Source organism: Microcoleus sp. T3_D1 (assembly GCF_036700405.1).
Taxonomy (GTDB): Bacteria; Cyanobacteriota; Cyanobacteriia; order Cyanobacteriales; family Microcoleaceae; genus Microcoleus.
The window spans coordinates 21,695-39,130 of the sequence record NZ_JAUBOV010000075.1 but is presented as its reverse complement, the minus strand read 5'-3'; the positions used below and the strand labels follow the sequence as shown (position 1 = coordinate 39,130).

Below are 17,436 nucleotides of genomic sequence, written 5' to 3'. Positions count from 1 at the left end.
CCCGCCCGTCCTTTTTGGACGGGCGGGACGCCCATCCCACTTTCAAGAGTGGAAGTTATTTAATTCTCATTCCTTACCACTAACCTTAACTTATCAGAATAGCTCTTTAAGTGCATCAGCCTTGCTATCGCTAACCAAAATCATTTATTATTGATGTTAATTGTGTTATACTGAATTCATACAGACGCAAAAACCATGCTAAGTGAATCTTCGCGCTTTGTTTACGGCGATGAATTAATTACCGCAACAGAATTGAACCAGCAACCGAATCGAGTTCTAGATTTGGCGATGGAGCACCCTGTCACTATCACTCGCAACGACCAGCATTTTGCTTTACTGCGCCGGGAAGAGATGACGTTGTGGGTCAAAGCTGCGACGCTTTCTTTGACTGTATTTGAAGTGACTGCCGCTGCTTACCGGCTGCGATTGGGAGAAGCGATTAGTTCAGAAAATCCCTATCACTGGCTGACAGCATTTGACTCAGATGAACTCAGCGAATTGATTGCTGAATTAGAAAAAGCTTACCGACTGGCTGAGTCGGAATCTGGCGCGTGGAATCAGATTGAGATTGTAATTCATGAATGGCATGAAAGCGCTAAAGCAATTTCTAGCCCGGAACTCGCAGCAGCTTTCAGCGATGAAATTGACGAAGTTTTGCTGACACCACCTCAAATAGAAAGCACTACTGAATCGACTCAGGTATGACGCACACTCCACCCACTCCAGACGATTCAGAAAGCGGGGTTTCCTCTGAAGAACTTTCCGCACCTGTACCCGTGCTTTCCGAGTTGGTAATCTCGCCTGAAGAAGCACTTACAGCACCCCGAACATCCCTATCTACTCAAGAAAATGCAGCCGAAATTATCGCGCAATTGCCTGAATCGCCCTGGTTAGTAGTAGCAAAAAACCGACGGGTTAACCGGGAGTGGGAAGCTTTATTGTTACGTGTCCCTGAAAATGCTCGTCGCTGCTATCAAGATTTATGTACTAGCCCGATGGTGAGAAAACCGAGGAGAGTTTTTCCGTTAAAAGGCAAACTTTATCAAGGTGCGTGGGAATATGAAGTAACAAGTTCAGACAGAGTATTTTATGTACCGGATGAACACAAACGCAAGGTGCTTGTTTATTACGCGGGAACCCATCCTAAATCAGCACCAACTCCTCCGTAAATAAACCAGACTATTTCAGCAGACTTGTCTATACAGAAAGCATTGACACAATGACAGTGATTTTCCCAAACAGAACTTACGCACAGGTGGCCAGAAACCGGGTTTTTTGAGGATATCCTTCGCTGTACTCCACAGATTAAGTAAAAAACCCGGTTTCTTTGTCGGGAGTGCATCCACGAGTGCCAAAAATAAATCGAGTCACCAGAGGCGACCAAAAAAGTGAAAAAGACAAAAGAGTAAAGAGCAAAAGAGCAAAAGAGCAAAGAAGAGCCCTCGCGGGAGACACACCACAGAAACGGAGACTACGCAGAAGCCACAGCCACGCGAAAACCGACGCTCGAGGCACTATCGACCGCCGAATCCCAGCCACGAAAGGCACCACGGCAAGTGACCGCATTGTTGTTCCAGGAACCACCACGCCGCACTCGGTTATTATCTGTTCCGGTTTCCCAAGAACTTCCGTCAGTCGGTGCGCCGTTATAATTATCGTGCCATTTATCGCTGCACCATTCCCAAACATTGCCGTGCATATCGTATAAACCAAAAGCATTCGGCGGAAAACTCCCGACATCTGTTGTTTGTTGACGATAAAGTCCCTTCGGTGCAGCACCGTAGGGATAAATGCTATTATAATTAACTAAATCTGGCGTAATTGTGTCACCAAAATGGAAAGGTGTTGTAGTTCCAGCGCGACAAGCATATTCCCATTCCGCTTCCGATGGTAAGCGATAAGTCTTCCCTGTTTTTTGAGTAAGTTTACGGCAGAATTCTACAGCCTCATCCCAATTTACATTTTCTACTGGACGTTTCGCACCTTTGAAATCAGAATCAGATGGGTTGTTTCCCATCACCGCTTCGTATTGTGCTTGAGTGACTTCATATTTACCCATAAAAAAAGGAGAGATATTCACATTATGCTGTGGCCCTTCATCGTTATCTCGTTCTGCTTCCGTACTGGGGGAACCCATCACGAAACTGCCACCTGGAATTGCTACCATGTCTATAGTGATGCCATCAGCGAGATTATCTGTAAAAACCCGTGCTTGTCGTTGACTGTGGTTGGTAATTTGTCCCGTTGAGTTGACTGTCACCGTTTCAAAATCAGAGGAAGATTTGTTGTTCAACAAATTTTGACTCAGCAGGGCTAATACAAATCCTCCCCCAGCAAAACCCGCTAATTGTAATAAACCTCGCCTTGTCGTATTAGTTGAAATGATTGTCGGGGGAACAGGTGGTGGCGGCGCAGGAGTTGGTGTCGCCGGTGGTGGAGATAAAGATAAAAGTGCTTGCAAAGCTTCCCCTGCATTTTGATAACGCTGACTAAAACGGTCACGCACCATTTTATCTAAAACATTCGCTAAATTATTACTAACTTGTGCCTGATTTCGCCAAACCACTTCCCCTGTCTGTTGATCTTCTGGTAAATTAACAGGATGTTCACCCGTTAATGCTTGAATCCCAATCATCCCCACTGCATAAATATCGCTACACAGTTTAGGTTTGCCGTTCGCTTGTTCGCTGGGCATATAACCCGAAGTACCAATGCCAACGGTGAAGCTAGTTTGTCCTTGAGCATTAACAACCATCGTGCCAATTTCCTTGACCGCCCCGAAATCAATCAAGATAATTTTACCATCTTGGCGACGCATTAAATTATCAGGTTTAAGATCGCGATGAATCACCTTTTGCTGATGAACAATGGCTAAAACTTCTAAGATATCGTGCAATAATTTAATAGTATGGGATTCGCTTGATTTTTTACCTAGAATCAGTTCTTTGGTAAGGTCATGTCCTTCGATAAAATCTTGCACCAAATAAAATTTGCCCTTTTCCTCAAAGTGGGCGAAAAGGCTGGGGATTTGGTCGTGTAGCTTACCCAATTTATGCAGGGTTTGGGCTTCTTTATCGAATAAGCGTTTGGCCATTAGCAAAAGGCCAGGGTCAGCGTTTTTCGGTTTAAGATGTTTGACAACGCACTGGGGATGTCCGGGTAGGTCTAAATCTTTGGCTAGGTAGGTGTGGCCAAAACCGCCTTTCCCCAAGAATTTGATAATTTGATAATGATTGCGGAGGGTACGACCCAGCATAGTTTTCAGGGAATGCAGTGGAAGTTAGGATATATTGTCGCACAAAAAGTAATGAGATGCTTAAACTCAGAATCGTTTCCACAATTGTACTGCTAGTTAGTGCCTGTTGTTCATCTCCCGCACAGGCGCAAAATCCTGCACAAATAAAGCAAAATAACTCTTTAGTTCAAGTGCAGCTAATGCGAGAACAAATTCTCAATGCTTGCGCGATCAATCGGGCTGAAACTTTGGCAAATCCTTTTACGGATGTGCCATCAAATCACTGGGCTTACAAAGCTGTTTTGACCATGTATTATTGCGGCGCTTACCGAGAAGCAACCCCGCCTGTGTTTCCGACATCAGATACTGACAACACTAATTCCAGGAATCGCAGGTGATTTTAGCTTTGGCTTCACCACAATTTGCACATCGCACCCTAAAGCATTTAAAAACCGAAACAACCTTTCTGTAGAAAAACCTGTCAGTTTCCCTCTCATCAAAGCTGAAACTTTGGGCTGGTCAATTCCTAATACTTCTGCTGCTTGAAGTTGATTCAGTTTCCTTTGAGTAATTATCTGATTTATCTGGCGCACCAGTTCAGCCTTCATGAGCATTTCATCCGCATTAGGCATACCCAAATCCGCAAATATATTACCACTACTAACTTGAATATCCATCTCCTTACTCATGATTTCCCCCTTTTTTACCTAGTCTTAGTTATTCCTGAAAAAGTAGTGATAAAAAGCCGTATATTTCCACCTTATTTAGAAAAATAAGCACATCTTATCACTACTAGTTTCATTTTTACTTACTCTTGAACTCTTCGTAATGCTCTTGAGCTCGTTTTAGCCTTTCTTGGATTAACGTAATATCCTGTTGTGGTGTAGCAATTCCTTTTTTTGACTTTTTCTGAAAAGCGTGCAAAACATACACTGTATCTGCAAATTTTACCGTGTAAACGGCTCTATAGGTATCCCCATCATGGTCATCGGTAATTTCCAAAACTTTGGCACTTCCAAATCCTTTGAGAGGTTTAGCAGATTCGTATTTATCTCCTGTTTGTGCTAGATATAGAGCATAGCCCATGATGTCATGTACCTCTTCAGGAAATTCTCTAAAATCTTTCAGAGAGCTTCCCATCCATACAACAGTTTTGAGTGATATTTGTGTCATGTTTACCGTACATTTTTTTTCTCATACACCGATTTCTTTTTAGAGCTATACTTTTATTATGCTAGATTTAGCATAATGTGTCAAGAGTTATTCTCAAATAAATATCAATATTAAAACTCAGCCCGAACCGTAAACGAATAATCCCCGCCCGGTTCAAGCTGATAATCCCATTTTTCCAGAAAACGGTGCAGCGGTTCCTGAATCAATGCCCTACCCTGAGAAGGCTCAAGAATCAGTGTTTTTTCTGACGTGAAACGCCACTGAAACTGCCATTCAAAATTGCCGGCAGTCACTTCACCCTCTATCGTGCCTTTTTGCCAAGATTGGCCAGTAACCCGGACATATGCAGTTGTTTCGGGCAAACGTCTCGAACTCACCTTTTTGTTTCCGCGTTTGTTTCTGCAATTGTGCGACTATTGTAAAGGCTCATGGCTTTTTCTACTCCTTGGTGCAGACTTAGTTCCACAGCTTCTACAACCAGTTTAAGCACTTTCTCTACTAACTGACTTTCCTCTGAGGAAAATTTTCCTAAAACGAAGGAAATCGTATCTTTCTCATTTTTAGCAGCATCGTTTTGAGGTTTGCCGATGCCAATCCGCAAGCGGGGAAATTTGTCTGTGCCCAAATGAGAAATTGTCGATTTCATGCCGTTGTGTCCGCCGGCAGAACCGGCAAGCCGCATTCTCAATTTCCCGATCGGCAAATCCATATCATCGTATACTATTAACACCGACTCCGCAGGTATTTTGTACCAATCCGTCGCCGCCCGAATCGCTTGACCCGACAGATTCATGTAAGTTAGAGGTTTCAGCAAGCGGATTTTTTGTCCCCGCAGCCGGTTTCCCTCGCCAAATATGCCTTGAAATTTGCGATTTTCCGACAGGGAAATCTGCCAAGATTTAGCCAAGGCATCGACAGCATTAAAGCCGATGTTGTGTCGGGTGCGATCGTATTTAGGTTCGGGATTTCCCAAGCCAACTATTAACTGGGGAATCACTAACTCCGCTGGTGTTTCCGACTTCTGAGTGTTGTTCATTTAACTGTCTGTGCTATCTTCCTTGGGAGTAGCCGCCGTGAGTTTTTCAGTTGCCGGTTTGCTGCTAGTTGCTACTGCTTCTTCTAACTGCTTAGCTTCCCGCGTGAATTCCGACTCAAAATCCCGCGAAGCATCTTGAAAGCCCCGAATTGCTTTCCCCATACTCCGGCCGATTTCAGGTAATTTTTTCGGGCCAAATACCAATAGGGCGATCGTAAAAATAACGGCCATTTCGGGCAAACCAATGCCAAAAATATTCATGGTTTTTCTCCAGCAATTTGTTTAGTTACTTCTTGTTTATTTATGGCAAAAGTAATCGGAAAGGGTAAGGAAAAACGGGAAAACTTAGCTTTTGCCCTTTCTCCTAAACCCTAAGCTTTTACTTTTAGCCTTACTGTTTTGCGATCAATTTTTAGCGGCCTAGGCTCGACCAATCCATATCCACACTCTCCAGAATCAGAGAAGAGTTGTAGATTTGCAAAATAATCAACAAGAACACGAAAAACAGTCCAATGAACACGCTCATCAATAGCGTGGTTCCCCAGCCGGGGGCTACCTTGCCGTATTCCGAGTTAAGGGGTTTGAGTATATCTCCTAACCAAGTCCGTTGTGCCATAAGTCACCTGCAATGAATCTCTACAGAAAAGTTTGACATATTTCTACCGCTAATTGCGATCGCAATTTCTCAGAAATGCTGCAGGGGGACTCGGAAAACGGGGAGTGGCGGTTGGCTGCCATACCGTACAGCGCCTAAAATCACGAGACTTTCAGACGGATTGTTATTTTTTGTAATATTATAGAGTGGAGCACTCATAATCGATCAAAAATATGGAACCTGCAGCAGTTCTTGGCATTTCACTGGGCGTGTGTCTGGTGGCAATCACCGGATTCTCGATCTACACGGCTTTCGGCCCTCCCGCTAAGGAATTGAGAGATCCTTTTGAAGAACACGAAGACTAAAGAAGAAGGAAGGCACAACACGGATTCGGACACGGATACACGGATGAATTTAAGTGTGTTTCCAGATATCTCCTATTCTCTGTCTCTCCCTCTCTCCCTGGTAGATATTCTTCTAGGGGTGGGAAGGGAGTGATGCTGTGGGGCGATCGCCTGTCGCCTACTCGTCAATGGTATATTTTTCATAAATACAGTAAATCTCTATTCCATTTAAGCTAAAAATTATCAAGTTTCAGGGCAAAGCATAATGGGCAATACCTTTGGGCATTTATTTCGGATATCGACATTTGGGGAATCTCACGGCGGCGGTGTGGGAGTCGTAATTGATGGTTGCCCGCCCCTGGTGTCGATCGACGCATCGGAAATTCAAGCCGAACTCGATCGCCGCCGCCCTGGCCAAAGCAAAATTACGACACCTCGCAAAGAAGCAGATACCTGCGAAATTCTGTCGGGGGTGTTTGAAGGCAAAACTTTGGGAACGCCGATCGCAATTTTAGTCCGCAATCAAGACACTCGCCCCCAAGATTACGGCGAAATGGCGACAACTTACCGCCCTTCCCACGCTGATGCTACCTACGATGCCAAGTACGGAATTCGTAACTGGCAAGGCGGAGGTCGCAGTTCGGCGAGAGAGACAATAGGTAGAGTAGCAGCAGGGGCGATCGCTAAAAAAATTCTCAAACAAGCAGCAGGAGTCGAAATAGTCGGCTACGTCAAACGCATCAAAGACTTAGAATGTGTCGCCGACCCGGACACTGTTACCTTAGAACAAGTAGAAAGCAATATCGTCCGCTGTCCAGATGCCGAATGTGCCGAAAGAATGATTGAACTGATCGAAAAAGTTCGCGACAGCGGAGATTCGATCGGCGGTGTAGTCGAATGCGTCGCCCGCAACGTACCCAAAGGGCTGGGAATGCCCGTATTCGACAAACTCGAAGCCGACTTGGCCAAAGCCATCATGTCCTTGCCCGCCAGCAAAGGCTTTGAAATTGGTTCGGGGTTTGCTGGGACTCTGCTCAAGGGCAGCGAACATAATGATGAATACTATACTGATGATAAGGGTGTAATTCGTACAGTGACGAATCGCTCTGGCGGAATTCAGGGTGGCATTGCTAACGGCGAAAATATCATTTTGCGGGCGGCATTCAAGCCGACTGCGACAATTCGCCAGCAGCAGCGCACAGTTACCCGAGAAGGCGAAGAAACGCTGCTGGCTGCCAAGGGACGGCATGACCCTTGCGTTTTGCCAAGAGCTGTGCCAATGGTGGAAGCGATGGTAGCTTTAGTTTTGTGCGATCATCTGCTGCGCCATCACGGACAATGTGGAACCTTAAAGCCTGAATTTTAAAATGGAAATCAGCTTGTCCTCAGTAGCGGCAACTCCCGTTGATTGCCCTCAACCCTCCGAATCAATAAAAGGTATAGATGATTTTGTAGTACAGTTCTGGGGCGTGCGGGGCAGTGTTCCGACACCCGGACAGGAAACTGTTCGCTACGGCGGCAATACTTCTTGTTTGGAAATGCGAGTCGCTGGCAAACGCTTGATTTTTGACGGCGGAACAGGCTTGCGGATGCTGGGAGACCAGTTGGTGCAAGAAATGCCCGTGCAAGCTTATATGTTTTTTACTCACTATCACTGGGATCACATTCAAGGGTTCCCGCTGTTCGCCCCAGCTTTCATCCGCGGCAATAGCTTTGATATTTACGGGGCGACTCCGCCGGATGGAGATTGCATGAAAAGGCACTTCGTAGAACGGGTGCTCCACTCGAATTCGCCGATACCGCTGATGGGTTTGCAGGCAGATTTGAATTTCTACGAACTCAATCACAACCAGACGATGATGCTGGACGATATTGAGATTAGGACGGGTTCTCTGAATCACCCCAATACTGCTATGGGATATCGGGTGACTTGGCAGGGACGATCTGTGGTTTATTGTTCGGATACTGAACATTTTCCCGATCGACTAGATGAGAATGTCTACAATTTAGCCCTCGACGCTGATGTGCTGATTTACGATGCGATGTACACAGACGAGGAATACCACAACCCCAAGTCTCCGAAGGTGGGTTGGGGACACTCGACTTGGCAGGAAGCGGTGAGAATGGCTAAGGAGGCCCGCGTGAAACGAGTGGTGATTTTTCACCACGATCCGGCTCACACTGACGATTTTCTCGATCGGATCGCCGAAGATGTGCAAATCGCTTTTCCGAAGGCAGTCATGGCCCGCGAGGGTCTAATTTTGCCGATCGGCTTCTGAACATTTGCCCTTGTGAGATCGATCGAACCATCAACCGATCGAACCCTAATTGTTATGTGAATATGTGGATCTGGTCTCGCGCCCCGATCCACAATTTTTTTTAATATGCAGCAAACTCTTAACTGCATGGTATAATTCTTGCTTGTTAAGTTTTTAGGCACAGTATTTAAGGTTTTTTTTATTCTTCAACCGCGTCCGCAAGACGCCAAGACGTAAGATAATTGGAGGATTGCCCAGGGTGAAAAGGAGACAGTTTTGAATGTCAACAAACACGGGGAGGCGAGGATCTCGCACGCCTGAGTGCTAGTCACAGGCCAGTAGACTTCCAGAAGCCTTGTTACAGATTAATTATTAAGGACAAAAACTGAAGTTATAGCTCGGATCAAATAAAAGCGCGATCGGTTTTTTGGGCTCATGAATATTGACAACTCTCAAAAGCTAATAGCTTTTAGGTACAAACTGAGAAAATTTTCAGCAGTCAATTGGACTAACCAGAAATAAACGATCGCTCTGGCGTTTGGCAGTAGCTGCGGCAAGCGAATGTTATGACTTGACTATCAAAATGGGAAATTTACGTTTTAGATCTTCAGCAAATCAATACAGATGGATTGCCCTAGGCAGTTTTGCTGTAATTATGGGTATTTCAGGCGCCCTGGCCTACCGCCTCGCCCCGCCCCCCGGATTCATGGCTCAAGGCACTCTCACTTCTAATAATCCGCCCGTCAAATTTTCGACCACGGGCACGACAATTCTCAAGCAGGGAGAGCAACTCACGCCGGAGGTTCTCCTAGCAGATAATGTTGTCAAAGCAGTGGCAGATGCAGTTAAGCTCTCGCCCCAGCAAGTTCGACAAAATGCTAGTGTCAAAATTTCTAAGCCGGAACAACCCCTAGAAATTTTGGTTGGGTATCGCTCGCTCGATCAGGATCAAGCAATCCAAACGGCGGATATGTTGATGAAGGGCATGGTTGAAAAAAGCCGCCTGATTAACAGATATCGGTGGCAATCAGTCAATCAGTCGCTCAACCAACGCTTGGCACAAGTCACTCAAGACCTGAAACAAGCTCAGCAAAAACTCGACCAATACGAAAGAGAGCGCGCTCGCCTGTTGCAGCAAATGAAGCTTCAGCAAGACTTTTACAACAAAACTCAGCTTGCAATGGCGGATACGCAAGCGTCGGAAAAAGAAATGGTTAGCAGTTTGGCCGCCGCTACAGTGCCGCAAATTGTGGCGACGCCCACGAGCGATCCCACAGTGCCTCTGATTTTGGGAATTGGCTTGCTGTTAGCGATTTTGGTCAGCCGCGGTTTGATTCCTTCGGTGGCGGATTGGAGGTACAAAGCAGCTTTTCAGCGAGAAGAGAGCGAAAGGCTCCAAAGTGCTTTGTACCGACTGATCAAAGAAGGCCGGGGCGAAATCACTCTGGTGCGGTTTGCGATGGAGACGCGGCTGTCGCCGGATGTCGCTCAGCGTTTTTTGAACCAACAAGCTGAAGTCTTTAATGCCAATTGCGAAATTAAAGATGACGGCAGCATCTTGTATCACTTCCACATTTAAAGGGCTGCGGGCGATCGCGCTTCACAGAAAAATTTAGCCGATCGGGCCGTCACTGCTCGATCGGCTTGTTTTTTTCTTAATCTGATATCTTGCACCATTGTCAGCAACAGGCAAGATGCCTGTTCCACAAGAAAATTTATATTTTGTGGAACAGGCATCTTGCCTGTTCATAAAAAACTAATTGAGAATGGTGCAACATCTCAGTTAATAGGACTTATATCAGGTTCGGTCGATCGACTATCCCCCTCTAGGTAGGCGCGGGTTTACGGGATCTATAACTTATACTACTACTACAGATTTGGGTCAACCCGCCGACGCGAGCTGGCGTGGCGGTGATTTGACCCGACATGATATTACGCTCAACCCGGTTTCTTAGCTTGTAGGATGCCCCGGAGCTAAAAATTGCTCGATCGACAGAGGTGTTGACTAACCTAGAACACCCGAAGATTGTGCCAGTGCGTCCCAGACTGGCTAAAAAATATTTTTTTTGTGTTCCGCTTGCTTTTTGCTTAAATATATGTGCAATTATAAAAAATAAGTAAATCTACGGTTGCTTTTTACCGGACTTACCGGATTAAGGGTACTTTATCCTTAAATATTTCTTAAGGTAGAACTCAACTCAGTAGAAATGCTGTAGTATAGAACAATAAGCGATTCAGGGATGTTATGTAGTTTCACATCAGAAACTCGATCGGGCAAAAGCCTAGAATCAAACTCCCCGACAGAAAGGATACATTTTCACATTGAACTTTTGTAATCACCTAGAGGCTAAATCATGATTTTGGGAATAATTGGTTCTTCTTTCCTAGCTTACTTTTTGCTAATGTCGGTCGCTAATTACGGCGACACTGGAATGTAGATTAGTTAAGGCACTTATGCACCGAGACATAAGGCAGCAGGCAAAAAAAGCTGTTTGACAACTTCTTGACAACTTCGATTAAGTCTCAGCTTGGGCCATGTCTGTCGTGTCAGAGTCGTGTCCGATAAAACAAAAAAATGGATGAAGGAGTCGTTAAGTACCGCTGTGACTGGGAAGAAGCAGACCCTGTAGCTGCCCGGAACATAGCAGATTTGATGGACTGGCGCGATCGGCTCCACTCTTGGGGATTAATTGGCGTCTACGAAAATGGCATAGGGTTTGGCAACGTCAGCGTCAGACTCGGCAATTCAGGCCAATTCGTGATTTCGGGAACCCAGACTGCACACTTGAAAACTCTGGGACCAGAATTCTACTGTACTGTTACCGAATTTAACTTAGAACAAAATTTCCTCGGCTGCCGGGGCCCCGTACAAGCTTCGTCGGAGTCCCTGACTCACGGGGCCCTGTACCTTCAGAGAGAGGAGGTGGGCGGGATTATTCACGTCCACAATCCTAAGCTATGGCAGCAACTGCTGTTTAAGATTCCTACTACTAGAAAAGAAATACCTTACGGCACTCCCCAGATGGCCTTAGAAATGTTTAGACTTTTTGAGGAGGAGAATTTGGCCGATCGCAAAATTCTGGCGATGGCCGGTCACGAGGACGGCATTATCTGTTTTGGCAGCACCGTGGACGAAGCTGGCCAAGTGCTTTCTGCTGCGATTAATGAGATTGGAGTTGAGCGTTGATCTCTCGAACGGTTGATCCATCGCCTGGGTTGTGGTAAAGATCGAGCATCAAACTCTCGCAACCAGCTCAAAAATTGCCAAGTGCCTCTTGCCTCTGTGCTAATGGAAAGATATCCTAAAGAGCAGATATATACTATATTCAATCGTAAAAGCTGAGAGTCATTGTCAGTAACCCAGCCCTAAAGGGACTGAGCTTGGTCGCGACTGATTGAGCAAGCTGTACTGACCAGCCTAAGACTTTAGAGGTCTACGTTATTTGGGTCACGACACTCCTTGAATGCGACGCTAGTTTTCCGCTCTGTCGCTTGTAGTTAAACAGCCTTAAGGTCACGCTCGGCAGTGCTGCAAGCTTAACAAGCTCTTATAACATTGGCGAAGCGAACATTACCCCGAAAGGGAGCCGGAGATAACCATATCTCCACAGAGGGGTAATTATACCCCTCTACCCCTCGCCGGAGGGGAAAGCGGATTCAAGGCGGTGGTCACGCTCGCCCTTCGGCTTCGCTCAGGATAAACTCCGTCGAATATATTGAAACCGCCCGTGTTATTTACCTCTCAGGGCTCAAGCCTCTGATTTTCCCACTTACCGAGGAGCATTTTTATGAATCAAACTAAACTTGTAAGCTCAAAAGAACTGCAATCAGAGGTATCTCGTCTCACCGAAGAGCTGCAAATGCGCGACCAATTGGTGCAGCAGTTGTCTCAAGAACTTTTCAGGCTGGTGAAGGGCAATTCTAATTTTGTGCCAGCGCCGGAAGCTTCCGATCGCCACCAAGCTCAAATGCAGGCAATGCGGGAACAACTCCAAGCTGTTGAAGAACAGGTGAGTTTTTATCAGGAACAAATCGCCGAACGGGATGCTGAGGTTTACCAACTGCGACAGTCGGTGCAAGAATTGACGGATCGCTCTCGGATGCTAGAACAGGTGGTTCAGGAATTGCCGGGGGTTTACCGCCAGAAGTTTGCCGAGCGGCTCGATCCGATTAAGGAAAAGTTGGAGCAATTGCAAAAGGAAAACCGCCAGTTGCACACTGAATTGCAAAGCGTAACTTACCGTCTCGCTGTGCGGAGTCGCAAGGCTAAGGGCCTGGATCTGCCCAGCGTCGATGAAACGGACGATCGGGGAATTCAAATGCCGAGCTTTGGCAATGTCTAAGGTTTTGATTGTCGCGGGTGGTGAGCAAAGTGCGGCCGCAAGTCTCAAGGCGGCGATCGCTCAATCTGATCCTTTAACTGAAGTCAATATCTGTGGGGTTTCTGAACTCCATTCTGGCGCGATCGCTCTGGGTGGGGCGATCTTTTGTCCTTTGACGCTGGATGTGCCAGAAAATCTGGTTTTTCCGGCTCAAGATGTGTTTCGATTTTGTAGCAATGTTTCGGCGGCGCGCGATCGAGTGTCCCAGGAGTTGCTTTTTCCCGTCGGCGGTGGCAATTTTTGGCTGCCTGTGGTGTTGACGGCAAAGGGCCCACTGTATGCTGAGGCGATCGGTGGGGAACCTTCTAAGCAGTCTGGCGAGTTGAGTTACTCTCAACCGGTGCATTTGTCGGATGTTTGGCGACAGCAGTTGTATGAGTTGGCTTACCGCTTGCTGAATCTTTTAAATGCGCCGCCAGCGACTTATTTGATGCAGTTCGGGTTTGTAGGGGAAAGGATTTGTTTCGATCGACTTTGGCCTTTTCCGGCTGCACCTGCGATCGCTTCTGTCGGCGTTCAAGTGCCGGATTTATTTCTTTGTCATTGGTATTGCTTGACAAATCAACCTATTTATGATATTGAAATTAGCTCTGCGGTTGCTTGAAGTCTATTGGAAACTTGAGATTTAAAATCGGGTTCTCATTTTAATCAAGCAACTAAAGCCGGAGTTTCAGTGGAGATAACTTGCTCGAAACTGTCGAAGATTTCAAAGAGTTGGTCGAGTTGAGTAATTTCAAAAATTAGCTTGACTGTAACTGAGAGGTTGCAGATGACGAGGCGGCATCCCCGGTGGCGGGCGGCGTTGAGTCCGCCGACTAAGGCACACAGCCCGGAACTGTCGATGAAATCTACGGCGGCCATGTCTATTACCCAGAGTTTGTGGCGATCGGGCACAATCTCGGCTAGCTGTTGCTGGAGGAGGCTGCCGGCTTGGGAGTCGAGGCAGTTGTGAGGTTGAAGGACGATGGGTTGGTTGAAGTTGGGAAATTCCATAGCAGTTATCCTACGATCGTAAAGTATGAATAAGTTAGTTTAGTTGCTGACTGCTTTGTAAAACTTACTTAAACTTATCTAAACTCATTTTTAGACACAGTTTGTGCTTACTTCCTACGCTGTTGGGTAGACGGCTAATCCCAAGATAAGTAGGCTATCCCCCTCAAGCCGAGGGTTCCCAATTTAAAATGTTTAGACTTGCGTTCCAGTCCCGATCTAAAGATATGCCACAAGCAGGACAGTCAAAAGTCCGAATGCTTAGTGGCATATCTTTTTTGGTGCCACAATTGGAACAAGTCTTGGTACTAGGAAACCACTGGTCTACCAATACTAAATTAGCTCCATACATTTGACACTTGTAGTCAAGTTGACGTTTGAACTCGTAGAATCCAAGGTCAGATATTGCTCCAGCTAACTTGTGATTCGCCATCATTCCATGAACATTCAAGTCTTCAATCAAAATTCGCTTGAAAGTTTTAGCCAAATAAGCGGTCAACTTGTGAAGGAAATCTAAGCGAATACGAGATATTCGGGCGTGGAGCAGACCAATCTTGTTGTAGGTCTTGCGCTGGTTTTGAGAGCCTCGCACCTGCTTTGATGCTTTGCGTTGTAAAGTGGCAAGCTTGGTTTTCGCACTGGCTTTCAACGGCTTTGGTGCGTCAAAAGTTTGCTGGGTTGACAGCGTGGCAAAAGACTTAATACCGAGATCGATTCCTACAGAATTTGCAGGCTGCTGAACAGATAGACGTTCTGCATCAACGCAAAACGAGACAAACCAGCGATTTCCTTCTTTTGAAACCGTGAAAGTTTGAGAGACGAAGCTACATTCTAGGGGTTCAAAAAGCCTAAAAGTCCCCAATGTAGGAATCTTAATAGTTCTACCAGCAGTTAGCAAAACTTTGCCGTTAGACGAATCGACCGTAAAGGATTGACCGTCTCTGCGACTGGCGAATCTTGGATGACCTGCTTTTCCAGAACGATAGCGGCTAAACGCATCTTTGAGATCAATCAAAGCATTTTGGTAGACTCGGCTAGATAACTGGTTCATCCAATCAAATTCAGGCTTTTTCTTGACATGATTGGTCAGAACTTTTTTGACTTCGTTGAGTACCTTCGAGTCGGTGAATTTCCCCTCGCCATACATTTGAGTCCGCAGGCTCAACCCAAAGTTAAAAACTACGCGCCTAAATCCTGCGTGCTTCGCCATCAAGGTCGCTTCCTTGTTATTTAATTTGAGCGCTCGTTTAATGGCAAACATACTTAAACTTCCTCAATGGCGATTAACTATGGACAAGTTTAACAAACTATTTGACACTTAAGTCTTACTCTTGAGAGACTCAGGGGATTTCAGCGTATGTTTTAGGATTGGCGATCGCCCTTGTGGGAATCGGTGGGAGAGCCGTTGTGATAAATTTAGTAGGAAACTGGCTGGCGATCGCGCGGAACGCAACCGCAACAATTCTCTATTCCTCTAGTATGCCTGAAAGGCTAATTTTTAGTGGGGCCAGCGATCGCGACAACAGTGTGTTTTTCATCACAGCGAAAGATTGCACTATTGGCTGAATCGAGCCAATATATAAATGTATTGAGCTTTGCAAAAGTTTACGAAGGCAGTATCGAATGTCTTTTGAGTTTTTATCGTTAGAGACTATTCAGCAGTTTGCGCGCGATTACGGCTACTGGGCAGTATTTCTGGGAATTTTGCTGGAAAATCTGGGAGTTCCTCTTCCAGGCGAGACAATTACGATTGCTGGCGGGTTTTTAGCTGGCAGCGGTGAACTGAATTACTGGTTTGTACTCGGCAGTGCGATCGCTGGTGCTACATTGGGGGGAAATTTTGGTTATGCGATCGGCAGGTACGGCGGCTGGCCACTGCTGCTGAAGCTGGGACAATTTTTCCGATTTCGAGAAGAACAACTGTTTGACTTAAAAGAACAGTTTAGCAAAAATGCAGCTAAAGCCGTATTTTTGGGTCGTTTCATCGCATTGCTGCGAATTTTTGCTAGCCCCTTAGCGGGTATTGCAGAAATGCCTTTTTGGAAATTTTCGCTGTTCAATGTTCTGGGTGCTGCAAGCTGGGCATCTGTAATGGTGAGTTTATCCTACTTCTTGGGACAAGTTGTGTCTTTAGAGAAATTGGTAGCTTGGGCTGCTCAATTTGCGGTATTTGCTTTGCTGTTAGCAGTTGCTTGGATTGCAATTCCTATTTGGTTGGAGTCGCGGAGTTTGGACAAGACTAAATAGGGTTGCAATCCGTTACCAAAAAAACTCAATATTCTTGTGGAACGGGCATCTTGCCCGTTCTTTATAAGAGTTGAACATAGGAGCTTAAACTTACATTTTGTGCCAGGATTAGCAAGGGAGCATCTCAGTTTTGTAAAAAGCATTTTTTTATTGTAGTGCGAGCGTCCCCGCTCGCGTATTGTACAATACGCGAGCGGGGACGCTCGCACTGTAAATGCAAAACTGAGATGCTCCCGATTAGCAACGGGCTAGAAGCCCGTTCCACAAACAATAAACTTTGTTGTAAAAAAAAACAAAACCATACATTTATAATAGGTATAAATCATGGGATACACTACAATTTTTGACGGAATATTTCATTTAAATAAACGGTTATTAGACAGCGAAGCTATTTACTTATTGGAGTTTTCTCGAACTAGACGAATGAAGCGAAATCCGGCGATTTTGCAAAGTATTCCCGATTCGGCAAGAGAAGCAGTTGGTTTACCTGTGGGCGAAGAGGGCTGCTATTTTGTGAATGAAAAATGGGATGAAGACTCCGAAGTTTCTGTTGTTAATTACAACCGCCCGCCTAAGACTCAGCCCGGATTGTGGTGTCAGTGGATTCCGACTGCTGACGGCGGTGGGATTCAGTGGAATGGCATGGAAAAGTTTTATGATTATGTCGAATGGTTGCAGTATATTATCAACAATTTTATTGAACCTTGGGGTTATGTTTTGAGAGGCGAAGTGAATTGGCAAGGGGAAAGAGAAGAAGATGTGGGTATGATTTGGGTTGAGAATAATGTGATTATTTCGCCCGAAGGTGCAGAGGAATTGTTGAGGTATGCGGTGTCACCGGTATCGGTGCCAAATTTTGTTTGGGATTGTTTGAAGACAATGGAAGCGACGGGATTTTCTTTGAGAGATTGGAAGGAGATAATTGATAAAGCTGTGGAGTTGGGACACGGGGAAGCAGCGCTGTGGATTAAGCCTAATATTGAGAAGTATTTTGATGGTATGGAGCGGGGTTTTGAGTTTGAGGGAGAGGTGATTAAAACAACAGATGAGGATTTGTGAGCTGTAGTTTCGATTAAACTTACGCATGATGCCCAGAAACCGGGTTTTTTCCCAATCTGCGTCCTACAACGAAGTATTTCGTAAAAAACCCGGTTTCTTTGGTCGTAGCGCGTCCAG

General features: G+C 45.7%; 23 protein-coding genes. 13 read left to right on the top strand and 10 right to left on the bottom strand.

Annotation, left to right across the window (positions count from 1 at the left end; translation table 11 throughout):
- The first annotated feature begins 195 nt into the window (after positions 1-195).
- On the top strand, positions 196-705 hold the full coding sequence (locus tag QT992_RS26270) for a hypothetical protein (RefSeq protein WP_333141916.1): 510 nt from the start codon (positions 196-198) through the stop codon (positions 703-705).
- Positions 702-1,169: a hypothetical protein gene (locus QT992_RS26265; RefSeq protein ID WP_333342105.1), complete on the top strand. Its 468-nt coding sequence runs from the start codon at positions 702-704 to the stop codon at positions 1,167-1,169. The genes QT992_RS26270 and QT992_RS26265 overlap by 4 nt, the downstream gene beginning before the upstream one ends.
- A gap of 302 nt (positions 1,170-1,471) precedes the next feature.
- On the opposite strand, the gene QT992_RS26260 is transcribed toward QT992_RS26265, so the two are convergent.
- Positions 1,472-3,256, bottom strand: a complete 1,785-nt coding sequence (locus tag QT992_RS26260) for a bifunctional serine/threonine-protein kinase/formylglycine-generating enzyme family protein (protein ID WP_333342107.1) — start codon at positions 3,254-3,256, stop codon at positions 1,472-1,474.
- A 56-nt stretch (positions 3,257-3,312) separates the two neighbouring features.
- On the opposite strand from QT992_RS26260, the gene QT992_RS26255 reads away from it, so the two are divergent.
- Positions 3,313-3,633: an S-layer protein gene (locus QT992_RS26255; RefSeq protein WP_333342110.1), complete on the top strand. Its 321-nt coding sequence runs from the start codon at positions 3,313-3,315 to the stop codon at positions 3,631-3,633.
- On the opposite strand, the gene QT992_RS26250 is transcribed toward QT992_RS26255, so the two are convergent.
- From QT992_RS26250 to psbH, 6 genes are all read right to left on the bottom strand, one after another.
- Positions 3,595-3,924, bottom strand: coding sequence for a helix-turn-helix transcriptional regulator (locus QT992_RS26250; RefSeq protein ID WP_333321675.1), 330 nt, complete (start codon positions 3,922-3,924; stop codon positions 3,595-3,597). The two genes, QT992_RS26255 and QT992_RS26250, sit on opposite strands and share 39 nt — an antisense overlap.
- A gap of 115 nt (positions 3,925-4,039) precedes the next feature.
- Positions 4,040-4,408 (bottom strand): type II toxin-antitoxin system RelE/ParE family toxin, encoded by a 369-nt coding sequence (locus QT992_RS26245; protein ID WP_333321676.1) that lies wholly within the window; start codon positions 4,406-4,408, stop codon positions 4,040-4,042.
- 110 nt (positions 4,409-4,518) lie between these two features.
- A complete protein-coding gene (locus QT992_RS26240) occupies positions 4,519-4,785 on the bottom strand; it encodes a DUF3146 family protein (protein ID WP_332958583.1) in 267 nt (88 codons plus the stop codon).
- The gene (gene pth, locus QT992_RS26235; protein WP_333342112.1) at positions 4,782-5,444 is read right to left on the bottom strand and encodes an aminoacyl-tRNA hydrolase; all 663 of its coding nucleotides are present in this window, start codon (positions 5,442-5,444) and stop codon (positions 4,782-4,784) included. Before pth ends, QT992_RS26240 begins: the two co-directional genes overlap by 4 nt.
- A complete protein-coding gene (locus tag QT992_RS26230) occupies positions 5,445-5,705 on the bottom strand; it encodes a TatA/E family twin arginine-targeting protein translocase (RefSeq protein WP_333198802.1) in 261 nt (86 codons plus the stop codon).
- Between the two features lie 151 nt (positions 5,706-5,856).
- The gene (psbH, locus tag QT992_RS26225; RefSeq protein WP_015176007.1) at positions 5,857-6,060 is read right to left on the bottom strand and encodes a photosystem II reaction center phosphoprotein PsbH; all 204 of its coding nucleotides are present in this window, start codon (positions 6,058-6,060) and stop codon (positions 5,857-5,859) included.
- 212 nt (positions 6,061-6,272) lie between these two features.
- On the opposite strand from psbH, the gene psbN reads away from it, so the two are divergent.
- From psbN to QT992_RS26205, 4 genes are all read left to right on the top strand, one after another.
- Positions 6,273-6,404, top strand: coding sequence for a photosystem II reaction center protein PsbN (gene psbN, locus QT992_RS26220; RefSeq protein WP_190742515.1), 132 nt, complete (start codon positions 6,273-6,275; stop codon positions 6,402-6,404).
- A 244-nt stretch (positions 6,405-6,648) separates the two neighbouring features.
- Positions 6,649-7,749 carry a chorismate synthase gene (aroC, locus tag QT992_RS26215; protein ID WP_190659307.1) on the top strand — a complete coding sequence of 367 codons (1,101 nt, stop codon included), beginning with the start codon at positions 6,649-6,651 and terminating at the stop codon, positions 7,747-7,749.
- A 1-nt stretch (position 7,750) separates the two neighbouring features.
- Entirely contained in the window at positions 7,751-8,662 is a 912-nt protein-coding gene (locus QT992_RS26210) for an MBL fold metallo-hydrolase (protein ID WP_333141908.1), read from the top strand.
- A gap of 634 nt (positions 8,663-9,296) precedes the next feature.
- Complete coding sequence (locus QT992_RS26205) at positions 9,297-10,220, top strand: hypothetical protein (RefSeq protein ID WP_333342115.1); 924 nt, start codon at positions 9,297-9,299, stop codon at positions 10,218-10,220.
- Here the strand turns inward: QT992_RS26205 and QT992_RS26200 are convergent.
- Positions 10,217-10,378, bottom strand: coding sequence for a hypothetical protein (locus QT992_RS26200; RefSeq protein ID WP_333342117.1), 162 nt, complete (start codon positions 10,376-10,378; stop codon positions 10,217-10,219). The genes QT992_RS26205 and QT992_RS26200 overlap by 4 nt on opposite strands.
- An 838-nt stretch (positions 10,379-11,216) precedes the next feature.
- Between QT992_RS26200 and QT992_RS26195 the strand changes: the two genes are divergently transcribed.
- From QT992_RS26195 to QT992_RS26185, 3 genes are all read left to right on the top strand, one after another.
- The gene (locus tag QT992_RS26195; protein WP_333342119.1) at positions 11,217-11,828 is read left to right on the top strand and encodes a class II aldolase/adducin family protein; all 612 of its coding nucleotides are present in this window, start codon (positions 11,217-11,219) and stop codon (positions 11,826-11,828) included.
- A gap of 601 nt (positions 11,829-12,429) precedes the next feature.
- Positions 12,430-12,984 carry an Npun_F5560 family protein gene (locus tag QT992_RS26190; protein WP_333342121.1) on the top strand — a complete coding sequence of 185 codons (555 nt, stop codon included), beginning with the start codon at positions 12,430-12,432 and terminating at the stop codon, positions 12,982-12,984.
- Positions 12,977-13,627, top strand: coding sequence for a hypothetical protein (locus QT992_RS26185; RefSeq protein WP_333342123.1), 651 nt, complete (start codon positions 12,977-12,979; stop codon positions 13,625-13,627). The genes QT992_RS26190 and QT992_RS26185 overlap by 8 nt, the downstream gene beginning before the upstream one ends.
- A 44-nt stretch (positions 13,628-13,671) precedes the next feature.
- Here QT992_RS26185 and QT992_RS26180 read toward each other — a convergent pair whose 3' ends face one another.
- Together QT992_RS26180 and QT992_RS26175 are read right to left on the bottom strand one after the other, a co-directional pair.
- Complete coding sequence (locus QT992_RS26180) at positions 13,672-14,016, bottom strand: STAS domain-containing protein (RefSeq protein WP_333198812.1); 345 nt, start codon at positions 14,014-14,016, stop codon at positions 13,672-13,674.
- A gap of 163 nt (positions 14,017-14,179) precedes the next feature.
- Entirely contained in the window at positions 14,180-15,274 is a 1,095-nt protein-coding gene (locus QT992_RS26175) for an RNA-guided endonuclease TnpB family protein (protein ID WP_333321686.1), read from the bottom strand.
- A gap of 146 nt (positions 15,275-15,420) precedes the next feature.
- On the opposite strand from QT992_RS26175, the gene QT992_RS26170 reads away from it, so the two are divergent.
- From QT992_RS26170 to QT992_RS26160, 3 genes are all read left to right on the top strand, one after another.
- On the top strand, positions 15,421-15,579 hold the full coding sequence (locus QT992_RS26170) for a hypothetical protein (protein ID WP_333321687.1): 159 nt from the start codon (positions 15,421-15,423) through the stop codon (positions 15,577-15,579).
- Positions 15,580-15,636: 57 nt separating this feature from the next.
- A complete protein-coding gene (locus QT992_RS26165) occupies positions 15,637-16,260 on the top strand; it encodes a DedA family protein (protein WP_333179291.1) in 624 nt (207 codons plus the stop codon).
- 324 nt (positions 16,261-16,584) lie between these two features.
- The gene (locus QT992_RS26160; protein ID WP_333342494.1) at positions 16,585-17,319 is read left to right on the top strand and encodes a hypothetical protein; all 735 of its coding nucleotides are present in this window, start codon (positions 16,585-16,587) and stop codon (positions 17,317-17,319) included.
- Positions 17,320-17,436 lie beyond the last annotated feature (117 nt).